The sequence below is a fragment of the Streptomyces sp. NPDC030296 genome, from assembly GCF_055572815.1.
Window position 1 is genome coordinate 146883 of sequence record NZ_JBVICQ010000006.1, and the last position, 14649, is coordinate 161531.

At 70.8% G+C, this 14649-nt stretch carries 17 protein-coding genes; 11 read left to right on the forward strand and 6 right to left on the reverse strand.

Features of this window, described 5'->3' with window-relative positions; translation table 11 throughout:
• Positions 1-176: 176 nt before the first annotated feature.
• Together ACZ4Z3_RS18845 and ACZ4Z3_RS18850 are read right to left on the reverse strand one after the other, a co-directional pair.
• Complete coding sequence (locus ACZ4Z3_RS18845; protein ID WP_468502038.1) at positions 177-1496, reverse strand: D-arabinono-1,4-lactone oxidase; 1320 nt, start codon at positions 1494-1496, stop codon at positions 177-179.
• Positions 1456-2697, reverse strand: coding sequence for an MFS transporter (locus tag ACZ4Z3_RS18850; RefSeq protein WP_468502039.1), 1242 nt, complete (start codon positions 2695-2697; stop codon positions 1456-1458). The genes ACZ4Z3_RS18845 and ACZ4Z3_RS18850 overlap by 41 nt, the downstream gene beginning before the upstream one ends.
• A 161-nt stretch (positions 2698-2858) precedes the next feature.
• On the opposite strand from ACZ4Z3_RS18850, the gene ACZ4Z3_RS18855 reads away from it, so the two are divergent.
• Together ACZ4Z3_RS18855 and ACZ4Z3_RS18860 are read left to right on the forward strand one after the other, a co-directional pair.
• Positions 2859-3986 (forward strand): ferrochelatase, encoded by a 1128-nt coding sequence (locus ACZ4Z3_RS18855; protein WP_468502040.1) that lies wholly within the window; start codon positions 2859-2861, stop codon positions 3984-3986.
• Between the two features lie 8 nt (positions 3987-3994).
• Positions 3995-4813, forward strand: a complete 819-nt coding sequence (locus tag ACZ4Z3_RS18860) for an inositol monophosphatase family protein (protein ID WP_468502041.1) — start codon at positions 3995-3997, stop codon at positions 4811-4813.
• A gap of 93 nt (positions 4814-4906) precedes the next feature.
• Here the strand turns inward: ACZ4Z3_RS18860 and ACZ4Z3_RS18865 are convergent, their stop codons facing one another.
• Positions 4907-5080: a hypothetical protein gene (locus ACZ4Z3_RS18865; RefSeq protein WP_167738856.1), complete on the reverse strand. Its 174-nt coding sequence runs from the start codon at positions 5078-5080 to the stop codon at positions 4907-4909.
• Between the two features lie 404 nt (positions 5081-5484).
• On the opposite strand from ACZ4Z3_RS18865, the gene ACZ4Z3_RS18870 reads away from it, so the two are divergent.
• The 4 genes from ACZ4Z3_RS18870 (at position 5485) to ACZ4Z3_RS18885 (ending at position 9077) form a co-directional block, all read left to right on the forward strand.
• Positions 5485-6138 (forward strand): response regulator transcription factor, encoded by a 654-nt coding sequence (locus tag ACZ4Z3_RS18870; RefSeq protein WP_468502042.1) that lies wholly within the window; start codon positions 5485-5487, stop codon positions 6136-6138.
• 5 nt (positions 6139-6143) lie between these two features.
• Positions 6144-7403 (forward strand): sensor histidine kinase, encoded by a 1260-nt coding sequence (locus ACZ4Z3_RS18875; protein ID WP_404162610.1) that lies wholly within the window; start codon positions 6144-6146, stop codon positions 7401-7403.
• 413 nt (positions 7404-7816) lie between these two features.
• Complete coding sequence (locus tag ACZ4Z3_RS18880; RefSeq protein ID WP_003997302.1) at positions 7817-8113, forward strand: DUF4193 domain-containing protein; 297 nt, start codon at positions 7817-7819, stop codon at positions 8111-8113.
• 13 nt (positions 8114-8126) lie between these two features.
• The gene (locus tag ACZ4Z3_RS18885) at positions 8127-9077 is read left to right on the forward strand and encodes a hypothetical protein (RefSeq protein ID WP_468502043.1); all 951 of its coding nucleotides are present in this window, start codon (positions 8127-8129) and stop codon (positions 9075-9077) included.
• 147 nt (positions 9078-9224) lie between these two features.
• On the opposite strand, the gene ACZ4Z3_RS18890 is transcribed toward ACZ4Z3_RS18885, so the two are convergent.
• On the reverse strand, positions 9225-9686 hold the full coding sequence (locus ACZ4Z3_RS18890; RefSeq protein WP_055520740.1) for a DUF3093 domain-containing protein: 462 nt from the start codon (positions 9684-9686) through the stop codon (positions 9225-9227).
• Positions 9687-9799: 113 nt separating this feature from the next.
• On the opposite strand from ACZ4Z3_RS18890, the gene ACZ4Z3_RS18895 reads away from it, so the two are divergent.
• The 5 genes from ACZ4Z3_RS18895 (at position 9800) to ACZ4Z3_RS18915 (ending at position 12996) form a co-directional block, all read left to right on the forward strand.
• Positions 9800-10384, forward strand: coding sequence for a PaaI family thioesterase (locus ACZ4Z3_RS18895; RefSeq protein ID WP_055538643.1), 585 nt, complete (start codon positions 9800-9802; stop codon positions 10382-10384).
• Entirely contained in the window at positions 10381-10902 is a 522-nt protein-coding gene (gene dut / locus ACZ4Z3_RS18900; RefSeq protein WP_468502044.1) for a dUTP diphosphatase, read from the forward strand. Before ACZ4Z3_RS18895 ends, dut begins: the two co-directional genes overlap by 4 nt.
• A 1-nt stretch (position 10903) precedes the next feature.
• A complete protein-coding gene (locus ACZ4Z3_RS18905; RefSeq protein WP_468502045.1) occupies positions 10904-11674 on the forward strand; it encodes a DUF3710 domain-containing protein in 771 nt (256 codons plus the stop codon).
• 152 nt (positions 11675-11826) lie between these two features.
• Positions 11827-12225, forward strand: coding sequence for an OB-fold nucleic acid binding domain-containing protein (locus tag ACZ4Z3_RS18910; protein ID WP_079049391.1), 399 nt, complete (start codon positions 11827-11829; stop codon positions 12223-12225).
• A gap of 3 nt (positions 12226-12228) precedes the next feature.
• Positions 12229-12996, forward strand: a complete 768-nt coding sequence (locus ACZ4Z3_RS18915) for a DUF3159 domain-containing protein (RefSeq protein WP_468502046.1) — start codon at positions 12229-12231, stop codon at positions 12994-12996.
• 112 nt (positions 12997-13108) lie between these two features.
• Here ACZ4Z3_RS18915 and ACZ4Z3_RS18920 read toward each other — a convergent pair whose 3' ends face one another.
• Positions 13109-13786 (reverse strand): potassium channel family protein, encoded by a 678-nt coding sequence (locus ACZ4Z3_RS18920; protein ID WP_055538640.1) that lies wholly within the window; start codon positions 13784-13786, stop codon positions 13109-13111.
• Positions 13786-14457, reverse strand: coding sequence for a potassium channel family protein (locus ACZ4Z3_RS18925; protein ID WP_055520747.1), 672 nt, complete (start codon positions 14455-14457; stop codon positions 13786-13788). The genes ACZ4Z3_RS18920 and ACZ4Z3_RS18925 overlap by 1 nt, the downstream gene beginning before the upstream one ends.
• Positions 14458-14649 lie beyond the last annotated feature (192 nt).

Consider the following 14649-nt stretch of genomic DNA (forward strand, 5'->3'; position numbering starts at 1 on the left):
ACACCCTGGCGGGAGTCCGGACCCAGGGCTCGCAACAGTACTCCATTCGGGCCACTTGCGTGGATCGGCACGCCGCTCGACTTCTGGTGAGAGACGGCAATCGGCCGCAGGGGAGGGCCCTTTCGTCACGCCGGGTAGGGGGAGCGCGTCAAGTGATCACCGGTACCGCCGCCCGGCTACGCCCCGAGGACGCGGCGCAAGTAGTCGTTCTGGAAACGCCGTTGGGGGTCGAGCCGGTCGCGCAGCGCGGTGAACTCGCCGAAGCGGGGGTAGACCTTGGCGAAGTAGTCCGTGTCCCGTGTGTGCACCTTGCCCCAGTGCGGACGTCCCTCGTGCGCCGTGAAGATCCGCTCGGCGGCCGTGAAGTACGCCTGATAGGGCGTACCCCTGAACATGTGGACGGCGATGTAGGCGCTGTCCCGGCCGGAGGCGGTGGAGAGGGTGATGTCGTCGGCCGGCGCGGTGCGGACCTCCACCGGGAAGCTGACGCGGAGGTTGGAGCGGTCGACCATCGCCTTGAGTTCACGCAGTGTGTCCACCAGGGCCTCACGCGGAACGGCGTATTCCATCTCCACGAAGCGCACCCGGCGCGGGGAGGTGAAGACCTTGTAGGGGATGTCGGTGTAGCTGCGCGCGGACAGGGCGCGGCTGGAGATCTGGGCGATCGTCGGGATGGTGGCGGGCACGGCCTGCCCGACCAGGTTGGCCACCTGGAAGACGCCGTTGGAGAGGAACTCGTCCTCGAACCAGCTGTTCAACTGGGGGACGGGCTTCTCCGGGCCGGCGCTGCGGTTGTTGCGCTTGGTGTTGGTGTTGCCCGTGTGCGGGAACCAGTAGAACTCGAAGTGCTCGTTCTCGGCGTGCAGTTCGTCGAACTCGGCCAGCACCTTCTCGAACGGCATCGGCTCCTCGCGGGCCGTGAGCAGAAAGATCGGCTCCACCGCGAAGGTGATCGCGGTGACGATGCCGAGCGCGCCGATGCCGACGCGGGCGGCCGCGAAGACGTCCGCGTTCTCGGTGGCGGAACAGGTGAGGACCGAGCCGTCCGCGGTGACCAGCTCAAGCCCCTTGATCTGCGCGGCGATCGAGGCCGAGTCGCGGCCCGTGCCGTGGGTGCCGGTGCTGGTGGCCCCGGAGACCGTCTGCTCCATGATGTCGCCCATGTTCGTGAGCGACAGGCCCTCGCGCGCGAGGGCCACATTGAGTCTCTTGAGCGGAGTGCCCGCGCCCACCGTGACGGTCATGGCGTCACGATCGATGTTGCGTATGCCCGTCAACAGTTGAGGGCGGATCATGACGCCGTCGGTCGCGGCGGCGGCCGTGAACGAGTGCCCCGTGCCGACGGCCTTCACCCTGAGGTCGTCCTCGGCGGCCCGGCGCACCGCCGCGGCGAGTTCCTCGACGGTGGCAGGGGTGACCTCCCGTACGGGCCGGGTGGTCACGTTCCCCGCCCAGTTACGCCACGTGCCGCTCTTGCCGATCACTGTGGTGCTCAAGGGGCCCTCCCCGCTCCGGTGCCGGCCTGCGCAGCCGGCGGTACCCAAGGAAACCGACCGCGACCGCGACGGCACCGGACACCGCCGGAACCCCGTACCCGGCGTCCGCCCCGGCTGCGTCGATCACCCAGCCGGACACGGAGGAGCCGAGCGCGACGCCGACCGCGAGTCCGGTGCTCACCCAGGTCATGCCCTCGGTCAGTTGCGCGCGTGGTACGTGCTCTTCGATCAGGGACATCGTCGTGATCATCGTGGGTGCGATGGACAGCCCCGCGACGAAGAGCGCCACAGCCAGAAACGGCAAGTTTCCGACCAGTAGGAGGGGGATCATACTCACGGCCATGCCGCAGACGCCCAGTAGCCAGCGAAGCTCGGCCGCCCCGGAGAACCGCATCAGTCCGAACACGACCCCGGCGAGGCAGGACCCGGCCGCGTAGACGGCCAGGACGACGCTCGCGGCGGCCTTGTGGCCCTGCTCCTCGGCGAAGGCCACGGTGACCACGTCGACGGCCCCGAAGATCGCCCCGGTCGCCACGAACGTGAAGACCAGCACCTGCAGTCCGGGCGAGCGCAGTGCCGAACGGCCGCGCCCCTTCTGCTCGCGCGGGTGCGGGGCGGGCTCGGTGGCCCGCTGGGAGGTCAGCCAGAACACGCCGACCGCGAGGAAGCAGGCGGCGAGCAGCGGCCCGGCCTCCGGGAACCACGCCGTCGACAGACCGATGGAGATGATCGGTCCGAAGATGAAGCAGACCTCGTCCACCACGGACTCGAACGAATAGGCGGTGTGCAGCCGCGGAGTGCCCCGGTACAGGGCCGCCCAGCGCGCCCGGGTCATCGCGCCGAGGCTCGGCACACAGCCGATGCCGGCCGAGCACACGTACAGCACCCAGTCCGGCCAGCCGAAGTGCGCGGCGCACAGCAGCCCCGCGGCCGCGGTCAGCGCGACGAGCGTCGCCGGGCGCAGCACCCGCCGCTGCCCGTACTGGTCCACCATGCGGGAGATCTGCGGGCCGAGCACGGCGGCGGACAGCGCGATGGTCGCCGACAGGGCGCCGGCGAGGCCGTACCGCCCCGTGAGCTGCGAGATCATCGTGACCACGCCGATGCCCATCATCGACAGCGGCATACGGCCGATGAACCCCGCGGCGGTGAAGCCCTTGGTGCCGGGCGTGGCGAACAGAGCGGTGTACGGGCTGGGCACGGCGGATCTCCGAAAGGTGCGGGAAGCGGAGGGAACCGTTCCCTGGCCGGTGCTGTAAGGCGTGAAGGCAGCCGATACAGCTTACGGGTCAGGCACACCCAAGTCATCTGTGAAAACGGGCCGGGATCCCGCCCGTCGGTGCCGGGTGGCAGGATCGACCCATGCCACACGCGCACGACGCCACCCCCTACGACGCCCTGCTCCTGCTCTCGTTCGGCGGCCCTGAGGGCCCGGACGACGTGATCCCCTTCCTGGAGAACGTGACGCGGGGGCGCGGCATCCCCAAGGAACGTCTCAAGGAAGTCGGTGAGCACTACTTCCGCTTCGGCGGGGTCAGCCCCATCAACGACCAGAACCGCGCCCTCCTCGACGCCCTCCGCAAGGACTTCGCCGAGCACGGCCTGGACCTGCCCCTCTACTGGGGCAACCGCAACTGGGCGCCCTACCTCACCGACACCCTGCGCGAGATGGTCGCCGACGGCCGCCGACGCATCCTGGTCCTCGCCACCAGCGCCTACGCCTCCTACTCGGGCTGCCGCCAGTACCGCGAGAACCTCGCCGACTCGCTCGCCGCCCTGGAGGCCGAGGGCCTGGAGCTGCCGAGGATCGACAAGATCCGGCACTACTTCAACCACCCGGGCTTCCTGGAGCCCATGATCGACGGAGTGATCGAGTCCCTCGCCGACCTCCCCGAGGACGTCCGCGACGGCGCGCACATCGCCTTCTGCACGCACTCCATCCCGAACGCGTCGGCGGACACCTCCGGCCCGGTCGAGGGGCACGGCGAGGGCGGTGCCTACGTCGAGGAGCACCTGGACGTCTCCCGGCTCATCGTGGAGGCCGTGCGCGAGCGGACCGGCGTGGAGCACCCCTGGAAGCTCGTCTACCAGTCCCGTTCGGGAGCGCCCCACATCCCGTGGCTGGAGCCCGACATCTGCGACCACCTGGAGGAGCTGAGCGGGTCCGGCGCCCCGGCCGTCGTGATGGCGCCCATCGGGTTCGTCTCGGACCACATGGAGGTCCTGTACGACCTCGACACCGAAGCCATGGCCAAGGGCGAGGAGCTGGGACTGCCGGTGCGCCGCTCGGCCACCGTGGGCGCGGACCCGCGCTTCGCCGCCGCGATCCGCGACCTGGTCCTGGAGCGCGCCGCCGTCGAGCGGGGCCAGGACGTGACGCCCTGCGCACTCGGCGCCCTCGGCGCGAGCCATCAACTCTGCCCGGTCGGCTGCTGCCCGGCCCGCGCCCCGAAGCCCGCCGCCGCGGGCGCCGACAGCCCGTACGCGTGAGGAGCACCGTGAACGACCAGCCGAACCACCCGGACGGGCTCAAGGCCGAACTGCTGGAGATCGCCCTGGAGGCGGCCCACCGCGCGGGCGCCTTCCTCCACGACGGCCGGCCCGAGGACCTCGGGGTGGCCGCCACCAAGTCCAGCGCGGTCGACGTCGTCACCGAGATGGACATCGCCTCCGAGAAGCTGATCACCGGCCTGCTGGCCGAGCGCAGGCCGCACGACGGCGTGCTCGGCGAGGAGGGCGCCAGCGTCGAGGGCACCAGCGGTGTCCAATGGGTGATCGACCCGATCGACGGCACCGTCAACTACCTGTACGGCCTGCCGAGCTGGGCCGTGTCCATAGCCGCCCGCGTGGACGGTGAGACCGTCGTCGGCGTGGTCCACGCCCCCGTGCGCGGCGAGACCTACCGCGCGGTCCTCGGCGAGGGCGCGTACGTGAACGACCGCCCCGCGCGCGTGCGGCCCGCCCCCGCCCCGGCGCTGGCCCTGGTCGGCACGGGCTTCGGCTACCGCGCCGAGCGCCGGGCCAGGCAGGCCGACGTGCTGCGCGCGCTGATCCCCGAGGTCCGCGACATCCGCCGCGGCGGCTCGGCCGCGATCGACCTGTGCGACGTCGCCGTGGGCCGCCTGGACGCGTACTACGAGCGCGGCCTGAACGAGTGGGACTACGCGGCGGGCGACCTCATCGCCCGGGAGGCGGGCGCCCTGACCGGTGGCCGCCCCGGACAGCCCCTCTCACCCGACCTGACCATCGCCGCCCCACCCGGCCTCTTCGAGGCCCTCCAGGCCCGCCTGGAGGAGCTCGGCGCCTGGCACGACTGAGCGGGCCGGCTGCGGCACGCGAAAGCGGCACAACAAAGAGCGGGACCCCAGGCCGGCTGCCTGGGGTCCCGCTCTCGAGCGCGTGGGTCCGGATCAGACGCTGAACGCGCCGACCTCCACACCGTGGTCGGCGGCGAGGCGGTGCAGGTCGTCGAGCTCGGCCTGCTCCACTTCGACGAGGAAGTCGTCGCCCTCGTCACGAGCCCTGGTCAGGTCGGACTCGGTCGCCCTTATGCGCTGCAGAAGTCCTGCGGTGAATGCGTCCATGCTGCGCCCCCTCGTCCTGGTCGTGGGTCGATGGCACGGGGGTGTGCCGGTTCGGAAGGGACGATCACGCTTCTTGTGGATGCCCAGCGCCACCCGTGCCGGGCGGCGTCGGTGCCGGACACCCACGCCCGCTCTGCGGAAAGCGGATCGCCGTGTACCGCATGGTGCTGCGGCACAAGCAGAGCGTGATCGCGGGGTGTAAAGCCTGTCCTCCCCTCGCCGTCTTCGACGGAAACCTCAACCGGACGAAAAAAACCCGCATTCCCGGGTGGCTCCGGGCAGGAGATCGCCTTACCGCCGACTTACGGCCGAAAAAGGCAGGATGGAGGTCACACACCCACGAACACCCTGCCCGTGTGCGCCTTCGGCGCGCTACGCGGGTGGACACAGGAAGGACAAGCGACGTGCGCGTACTCGTCGTCGAGGACGAGCAGCTGCTCGCCGATGCGGTGGCCACCGGACTGCGCCGGGAGGCCATGGCCGTCGACGTCGTGTACGACGGTGCGGCCGCCCTGGAGCGCATCGGCGTCAACGACTACGACGTGGTCGTCCTCGACCGCGACCTCCCCGTCGTCCATGGCGACGACGTCTGCCGCAAGCTCGTCGAGCTGGGCCTGCCCACGCGCGTGCTGATGCTCACCGCGTCCGGTGACGTCAGCGACCGTGTCGAGGGCCTGGAGATCGGCGCCGACGACTATCTGCCCAAGCCGTTCGCCTTCAGTGAGCTGATCGCGCGTGTGCGGGCCCTCGGCCGGCGGACCAGCGTGCCCCTCCCGCCTGTCCTGGAGCGCGCCGGGATCAAGCTCGACCCCAACCGCCGCGAGGTCTTCCGCGACGGCAAGGAGGTCCAGCTCGCGCCCAAGGAGTTCGCCGTCCTGGAGGTGCTGATGCGCAGCGAGGGCGCCGTCGTCTCCGCGGAGCAGCTCCTGGAGAAGGCCTGGGACGAGAACACCGACCCGTTCACCAATGTCGTCCGCGTCACCGTCATGACGCTGCGGCGCAAGCTCGGCGAGCCACCGGTGATCGTCACCGTGCCCGGCTCCGGCTACCGGATCTGATCGCCATGGCCACCACCCCGGCACCCCCCGCAGCTCCCCCCAAGCCCACCTGGGACCCCCAGCGACCGCAGGCGCCGTTCCCGTGGCTGCGCCCGACCATCCGCATACGGCTCACGCTGCTGTACGGCGGCATGTTCCTGATCGCCGGCATCCTGCTGCTGTCGATCATCTATCTGCTGGCCGCCCAGGCGATCAACACCGGGAACCAGCCACTGTTCAAGATCGTGGGCGGCGATCGCATCAGCGTCTCCAGCGAGCAGTGCCCCGCCGTGGACGCCGACTCGACGGTCAACGTCCCGCTCAGCGACTTCAACGCCGCGATCGCCAACTGCATCGACGACCAGCGCGGGGCCGCCCTGGACGCCTTCCTCAGCCGTTCACTGCTGGCGCTGCTGGGGCTCGCCGTGATCGCGTTCGCCTTCGGCTACGCGATGGCGGGCCGGGTGCTCGCGCCGCTCGGCCGCATCACGCGTACCGCGCGCGCGGTGGCCGGGTCGGACCTCTCCCGCCGTATCGAGCTGGACGGGCCGGACGACGAGCTGAAGGAGCTGGCGGACACCTTCGACGACATGCTGGAGCGGCTCCAACGGGCCTTCACGGCCCAGCAGCGCTTCGTCGGCAACGCCTCGCACGAGCTGCGCACCCCCCTGGCGATCAACCGCACGCTGCTGGAGGTGCACCTCTCCGATCCGAACGCGCCCGCGGAGCTGCAACAGCTGGGCAAGACCCTGCTGGCCACCAACGAGCGCAGCGAGCAGCTCGTCGAGGGGCTGCTGCTGCTGGCCCGCAGCGACAACCAGATCGTCGAGCGCAAGCCCGTGGACCTCGCCGAGGTGGCCTCCCAGGCCGTCGACCAGGTGCACGCCGAGGCGGACGCCAAGAAGGTGGAGATCCGCGGCGAGCGGGCCCCCGCGGTCGTCCAGGGCAACGGCGTCCTGCTGGAGCGGATCGCGCTGAACCTCGTCCAGAACGCCGTCCGGTACAACGTGCCGGGGCCGGGCGGCTGGGTCGAGGTGACGACGGAGCTCCAGCAGGGCCAGGCGGTCCTCGTGGTCACGAACACCGGCCCCGTGGTGCCGGCGTACGAGATCGACAACATCTTCGAACCGTTCCGGCGGCTGCGGACGGAGCGCACGGGAAGCGACAAGGGCGTGGGCCTCGGCCTGTCGATCGTCCGGTCGGTGGCCCGCGCGCACGGCGGCCACATCGCCGCCCAGCCGCGTGAGGGGGGCGGGCTGGTGATGCGCGTGACCCTGCCCGTCTGAGAAAATGTGCCGGCTTCCGGGACATGTTCGCTTCACGCGGAATTTCCCGGAGGGCCCATGAGTTCTGATCAGAACAGTCGCGCACGACCAATGTGTGATCGATCACATGGGCGAATATTCAGCCATCTACTGAGCGTGATCATGTGCCTGTCGGAAAGCCGGGAACATCCGGGTTTTCGGGGGTTGGGATCACGGGAAGTACATGCTGAGGCGCCTTTGAAATGCAGCCTGAGGACCGTGTACGGTCCCGTTCGCCATCCAAGCCGATCACTCTTGAGGGGTCCGGTTGGGTGTCGATTGAGTAACAGACCTTGATGTGAGGCAAAATCTCCGCCTCAGGTCGGGCACAAGTCCGGCCTCTCACGCGTTACGTGCGCTGGAGACACCGCAGACACCCAGAGGGGGAGAGCGACATGGCAACGGATTACGACACCCCACGCAAGACCGACGACGACGTCGATTCGGACAGCCTGGAGGAACTCAAGGCGCGCCGGAACGACAAGTCGACCTCCTCGGTGGACGTCGACGAGTTCGAGGCCGCCGAGGGCCTGGAGCTGCCGGGCGCCGACCTCTCGAACGAGGAACTGGCCGTCCGCGTCCTGCCCAAGCAGCAGGACGAGTTCACCTGCATGAGCTGCTTCCTGGTGCATCACCGCAGCCAGCTGGCCCGCGAGAAGAACGGTCAGCCGATCTGCCGCGACTGCGACTGAGGCAGGGTCGGCCGTGACTGGCTCGACCCCTCCTTGGAAGCGCCGCTTCCGCAAGGGGGCGGACCATGGGCCGTACAGCGGCTCTGACGGCGTGCGTGACGACGAGCGGGGCTCCTCCGATCCCGGAGCGGCCTCGCTCGAACGTACGTCGGACACGGCGTCGGGGGGCGCCGCGGATGAGCAGGGGCGCCTGCCCGTACCGGTGGACACTCCGGCGCCGGTCGCCGGAAGGCGCGCGGCGGTCGTCCGGGCGGGCATGAGACAGGGCCTGAGCATCGGGGCCCGCAAGAGCGGTGACCGCGCGCGGGCAGGGCTCGCGTACCTCACCGACCGGATCATCGACATGGCCCCGAGGATCCCCGTACGGGACCTCGCGACCCTGCGCGCCCAGTTCCCGGGCCTCGGGCCCGAACAGCTCGCCGACAAGCTCGTGGCGGGCGCCGCGAACGCGTCCTCCACCGTGGGCGCCGGGGTCGGGGCCGCCGCCATGCTGCCCACACCGCCGGCCATGCCCGCGGAGCTGGCCGCCGAGATCACCGGCGTCGCCGCGATCGAGCTGAAGCTCATCGCCGAGCTGCACGAGGTGTACGGGCTACGACCGCCCGGCAACCTCCGGCAGCGCAGCACCGCCTACCTCGACTCCTGGTCCGGTGAGCGCGGGATCGACGTGACCAGGCCCACGACGATCGACGCGGCGCTCGGCGGACAGCTGAAGCGGCAGCTGCGCCAGCAGATCATGAAGCGCATGGTGCGCAACCTGCCGAACCTCATGCCGTTCCTGGTCGGGGCCGCCGTCGGCGCCGTCATGAACCGCCGGGACACCAAGCACCTCGCCCAGCGCGTCCGCAAGGACCTGCGGCGCACCCAGGTGCCCTGGGAGGCGCTGCCGGACCTCCCGGCGCTGGAGAAGCCGACGGACCCCGTGACGGTGGCCGAGCTGCCGCGGAACCTCGACGAGGACTGACCACGGCCCGGCCCGTCGAGGCGTGGGAAGCAGCCGACCCCGGGAACAGGTCCGCGGACCCGTCAGCCCCGGCGACCGTCGCCGACCGTAAGAATCAGGCGAGAAACGGACGAGAGACCGGCGGTGGCGGGGAAGCCGACGCCGCGGCTACGCCGCTGCCCTGGCCGCCTCCAGGGCGGCGATCAGCCGCTGCGGCTGCCGCGTCGACAGATACAGGTAGGGCGTCGGGTCGGCCGGGTCCGTGACCGGGATGCGCAGGGCGCCCGGGATGTAGGCGCGCAGCAGCATGAACGCCCGGGTGTCGGCCTTGTACGTGCGCCAGGCCCGCGCCTCCTCGGCGTCGAGGACCTCCGGCTCACCGAGCGCGCTCACCGGGATCTTCGCCTCGCCCGCGATCAGGGCGTCCCCGACCACGCGGATGCGGACCGAGCCGTAGGAACTGGCCACGACCGCCGCGGCGGCGGTGCCGCCCGCCAGGCCGCCGAGGAGCGGCAGGGTGCCGAAGGGCAGCAGGATCAGGGCCATGGAGACGCCGACCAGGAGGCAGACCAGCCACCACGAACGGGGCGCGGTGAGGCGTTCTTCGTACGGCGAGGCGGAGAGCTGCATGGCGTCAAGCTTGGCACGGGGAGCGCCGGCCCCAAGAAATGGGGGCACCCGAGGGGAAACCCTGTCCGCCGGGACGATGGCCGGAGGCTGACGGACGGGTAAGGTCTGCGGCTGTGAGAGGTACTTCCGCGGCCCTGCAGCCCCCGGCGGACGCCACGGCGCCCGTCCGGCACCCCGAGGCACCCGCTCCGGGCGAGCTGCTGGGCGCGCACTACGGGCAGTGTTTCGGCTGCGGCGACGAGCAGCCCCACGGGCTGCACCTTCAGGCCCGGGCCGGCGAGGGCGTCTCCCTCACCGCCGAGTTCACGGTCAAGGCCGCCCACCAGGGCGCGCCCGGCCTGGCGCACGGCGGGGTCCTGGCCACCGCCCTCGACGAGACGCTCGGCTCGCTCACCTGGCTGCTGCGCACCATCGCGGTGACCGGGCGGCTGGAGACCGACTTCGTACGGCCCGTGCCCGTCGGCGCCGTACTGCACCTCCAGGCGGAGGTGACGGCCGTGGCCGGGCGGAAGATCTACGCGAGCGCCACCGGGCGCGTGGGCGGCCCCGACGGCCCGCTCGCCGTCCGCGCCGACGCGCTCTTCGTCGAGGTGAAGGTCGACCACTTCATCGACAACGGCCGTCAGGAGGAGATCCAGGCGGCCATGAACGACCCGGACCAGGTCCGGCGGGCCCGCGCCTTCGAGGTGAACCCGTGAGCGGCGGCCGCGACCCCGTCGACGTGCTGATCCGGCGCGTGGACCCGGACGTTCCGCTGCCGGAGTGCGAGCACCCCGGTGACGCGGGCGCCGATCTGCGCACCACGGAGCGCCGTGAACTGAAGCCGGGCGAACGGGCCGTCCTGCCCACGGGAGTGTCCATCGCGCTCCCGGAGGGGTACGCGGCCTTCGTGCACCCTCGGTCCGGTCTCGCCGCCCGCTGCGGCGTCGCCCTGGTGAATGCCCCAGGGACGGTTGATGCCGGGTACCGTGGGGAGATCAAGGTCATTGTGGTGAACCTCGACCCGCGGGAGGCCGTGGTGTTCGAGCGCTTCGACCGGATTGCCCAACTGGTCGTCCAGCAGGTCGAGAAGGTGCGCTTCCAGGAGGTGGCGGAGCTTCCCGACTCGGCGCGGGCCGAGGGGGGCTTCGGGTCCACCGGCGGTCATGCCGCGGTGGACGGCACAACGGGTGGGAATCGATACGCTTCGGTCGTATCCGACCGGGAAGGACAGTGACGTGTTCGGACGTCGCAAGAAGAAGGGCTCCGCTGAGGACGCGGCGGACGCGGCGAGCGAGGCCGAGCAGGTCGTCGACGCAGTCGGCACTGAGACGGACGAGGTCGAGCGGGAGCGGGTGCGGCTGGAGCCGGAGCCGCGGCCCGACGGACCCTGGGACAGCTCCGAGGTATCCAACCCCGGCGAGGGCCGGGTCGACCTCGGCGGTCTCTTCGTGCCCGGCGTCGAGGGCATGGAGCTGCGGGTCGAGGTCGCGGGCGACGCGATCGTCGCGGCCACCGTCGTCCTGCGCGACAGCGCGGTCCAGCTGCAGGCCTTCGCCGCGCCCAAGCGCGAGGGCATCTGGGGCGAGGTCCGCGAGGAGATCGCCACCGGCATCACCCAGCAGGGCGGTGTCATCGACGAGGTCGAAGGCCCGCTGGGCTGGGAGCTGCGGGCCCAGGTGCCCGTGCAGCTGCCGGACGGCACGGGCGGCTTCCAGGTCGTCCGCTTCGTGGGTGTGGACGGGCCGCGCTGGTTCCTGCGCGGTGTGATCTCCGGCCGGGGCGCGGTCGAGCCGCAGACCGCCGGGCTGCTGGAGCAGATCTTCCGGGACACCGTCGTCGTCCGCGGCGAGGGCCCCATGGCCCCGCGCGACCCGATCGTCCTGAAGCTCCCGAACGACGCGCAGATGGTGCCGGAAGGCGTCCAGCAGGAGGAGCAGAGCGGCTCCCGCTTCTCCGGCGGCATGGGGCAGCTGCAGCGGGGCCCGGAGATCACCGAGGTCCGCTGACCCACCGCACAGGCGCACGGGCCGTACCCCCTCGGGGTGCGGCCCTTCGTCGTACCGGGAACGCGGAACGGGGGTCCGCGGGGCCCTGGCGAACAGAGGTGGCTCGTACGGGGGGTGCGGCTCTGTCGGCGCTCCCCGGTAGGCTTTTTGCCATGAGTGCTGTTCCTCGTTCAGAGAAGCCGGCGGGCCGGTTCCGGCGCATGCTCGACCGGCTGTCCTCGTCCCAGGAGGACCTGGAGAGCGAGGAGCTGCGGGAGGACACGGACACCGCGGGCTGTACACGGATCTGTGACTGCCATGACCGACAGATAGTGACGGTTACTGGTACCTTGCGCACGGTCACGCTGCGCCCGCGGGCCGGTGTGCCGGCCCTGGAGGCCGAGCTGTTCGACGGTTCGGCCGCCCTGGACGTGGTGTGGCTCGGCAGGCGCTCCATCGTCGGGATAGAGCCGGGGCGCAAGCTGATCGCATCCGGTCGGGTCTCGATGAGCCGGGGCCGTAGGGTGCTCTTCAACCCGAAGTACGAACTCAGACCGCTCGGACGGGAGTAGCCGGTGACGTCGCTCGACAAGCCGACGGAGGACGCCGCCCGCGGCGCCGGGGACACGACCGGTGTCCAGGACGACCCCCAGGACTCCAGGGCGGTGACCGAGGCCGCGCTGTTCGAGGCCTTCGGCGGGGTGCGGGGCATGGTCGAGACCGTGCTGCCCGGCCTCCTCTTCGTCACCATCTACACGATCAACAAGGACCTGCACTCGTCGGCCCTCGCGGCCCTCGGTGTCTCCCTGCTGCTGGTCGTGGTGCGGCTGGTCAGGAAGGACACCGTGAAGCACGCCTTCAGCGGTGTCTTCGGCGTCGCCTTCGGCGTGGTCTTCGCGATGATGACCGGCAACGCGAAGGACTTCTACCTGCCGGGCATGCTCTACACGCTCGGCATGGGCCTCACCTACATCATCACCACGCTCGCGGGCGTGCCGCTGATGGGGCTGATGCTCGGGCCGGTGTTCAAGGAGAACCTCTCCTGGCGGACCCGCAACCCCGGCCGCAAGAAGGCGTACGCGAAGGCGAGCTACGCCTGGGGCGCGATCCTGCTCGGCAAGTGCGCCATCCTCTTCCCGCTGTACTGGTGGGCCGACACCGAGCAGCTCGGCTGGGTGCTCGTCGCGCTGAAGATCCCGCCGTTCCTGCTGGCCGTCTGGCTGACCTGGGTGTTCCTGGCCAAGGCGCCGGCGCCGATCGACGTGTTCGCGGAGATGGAGGCGGCCGAGCAGGCCGAGAAGGAGCGCAAGGCCGCCGAGCGGGCGGCCCACACGGGCGACTGAACCACGAAACGAGGCACCGGCGGCCGGTCCTCGGCCGAAGGCACCGCCCGACCGAACCACGCGCGAAGGGGCGCCCGGAGACCTCCGGGCGCCCCTTCGCCGTGTCCGGCGGTCAGCTCGTCGCGTCCTCGCGGCGGACCGACAGCAGATCCTCCAGCTGTTCCTCGCGGGCCTGGGCGGCGACGAAGAGGAGCTCGTCGCCGGCTTCGAGGGAGTCCTCCTGGGTCGGGGTGAGGACCCGGGTGCCGCGGATGATCGTCACCAGGGACGTGTCCTCCGGCCACTCGACCTCGCCCACCTGCGTGCCGGCCAGCGCCGACTCCGGCGGGAGGGTCAGCTCCACCAGGTTGGCGTCACCGTGGCTGAAGCGGAGCAGACGCACCAGGTCGCCGACGCTCACCGCCTCCTCGACCAGGGCCGACATCAGCCGGGGCGTCGACACGGCGACGTCCACGCCCCACGACTCGTTGAACAGCCACTCGTTCTTCGGGTTGTTGACGCGGGCGACCACACGCGGGACGCCGTACTCCGTCTTCGCCAGCAACGAGACGACCAGGTTGACCTTGTCGTCGCCCGTCGCGGCGATCACCACGTTGCAGCGTTGCAGCGCTGCCTCGTCCAGCGAGGTGATCTCGCAGGCGTCGGCCAGCAGCCACTCCGCCATGGGCACGCGCTCGACCGAGATGGCGGTCGGCGCCTTGTCGATGAGCAGGATCTCGTGGCCGTTCTCCAGCAGTTCGCCCGCGATCGAGCGGCCCACCGCACCGGCTCCGGCAATGGCGACCCTCATCAGTGACCGCCCTCCTCGTCGGGACCCTCGGCGAAGGACGCCTCGACCTTCTCGACGTCGTCCGTACGCATCATCACGTGCACCAGGTCGCCCTCCTGCAGCACCGTCTGCGAGGTGGGCAGGATGGCCTCACCCAGGCGGGTGAGGAACGCGACGCGGACGCCCGTCTCCTCCTGCATCTTGCTGATCTTGTGGCCCACCCAGGCCGAGGAGGCGTGCACCTCGGCGAGCTGGACGCCCCCGGTGGGGTCGCGCCACAGCGGTTCGGACCCGGCGGGCAGCAGCCGGCGCAGCATCTGGTCGGCCGTCCAGCGGACCGTGGCGACCGTGGGGATGCCCAGACGCTGGTAGACCTCGGCGCGGCGGGGGTCGTAGATCCTCGCCGCCACGTTCTCGATGCCGAACATCTCGCGGGCGACGCGGGCGGCGATGATGTTCGAGTTGTCGCCGCTGGAGACGGCCGCGAACGCGCCCGCCTCCTCGATGCCCGCCTCACGCAGGGTGTCGCGGTCGAAGCCGACACCGGTGACACGGCGGCCACCGAATCCCGAGCCCAGACGACGGAAGGCAGTGGGGTCCTGGTCGATCACGGCGACCGTGTGCCCCTGTTGCTCCAGGGTCTGGGCGAGGGTCGACCCCACTCGCCCGCAGCCCATGATGACGATGTGCACGACCGTCCTTCCGGTGTCAATAGCTGGTGTTCAGCCGAAACGGCAAAAACAGGGTCTCAGACCGTGGCCCAAGCTACACACGCGCGGTCCGCCAAGGGCACCCCCGTGCAGCACCCGTCAGGTGGGCGAGCGCCGACGGCTGATCCGGCGGACGCTGATCATCGTCAGGACACCGAGGCCGACGAGGGACAC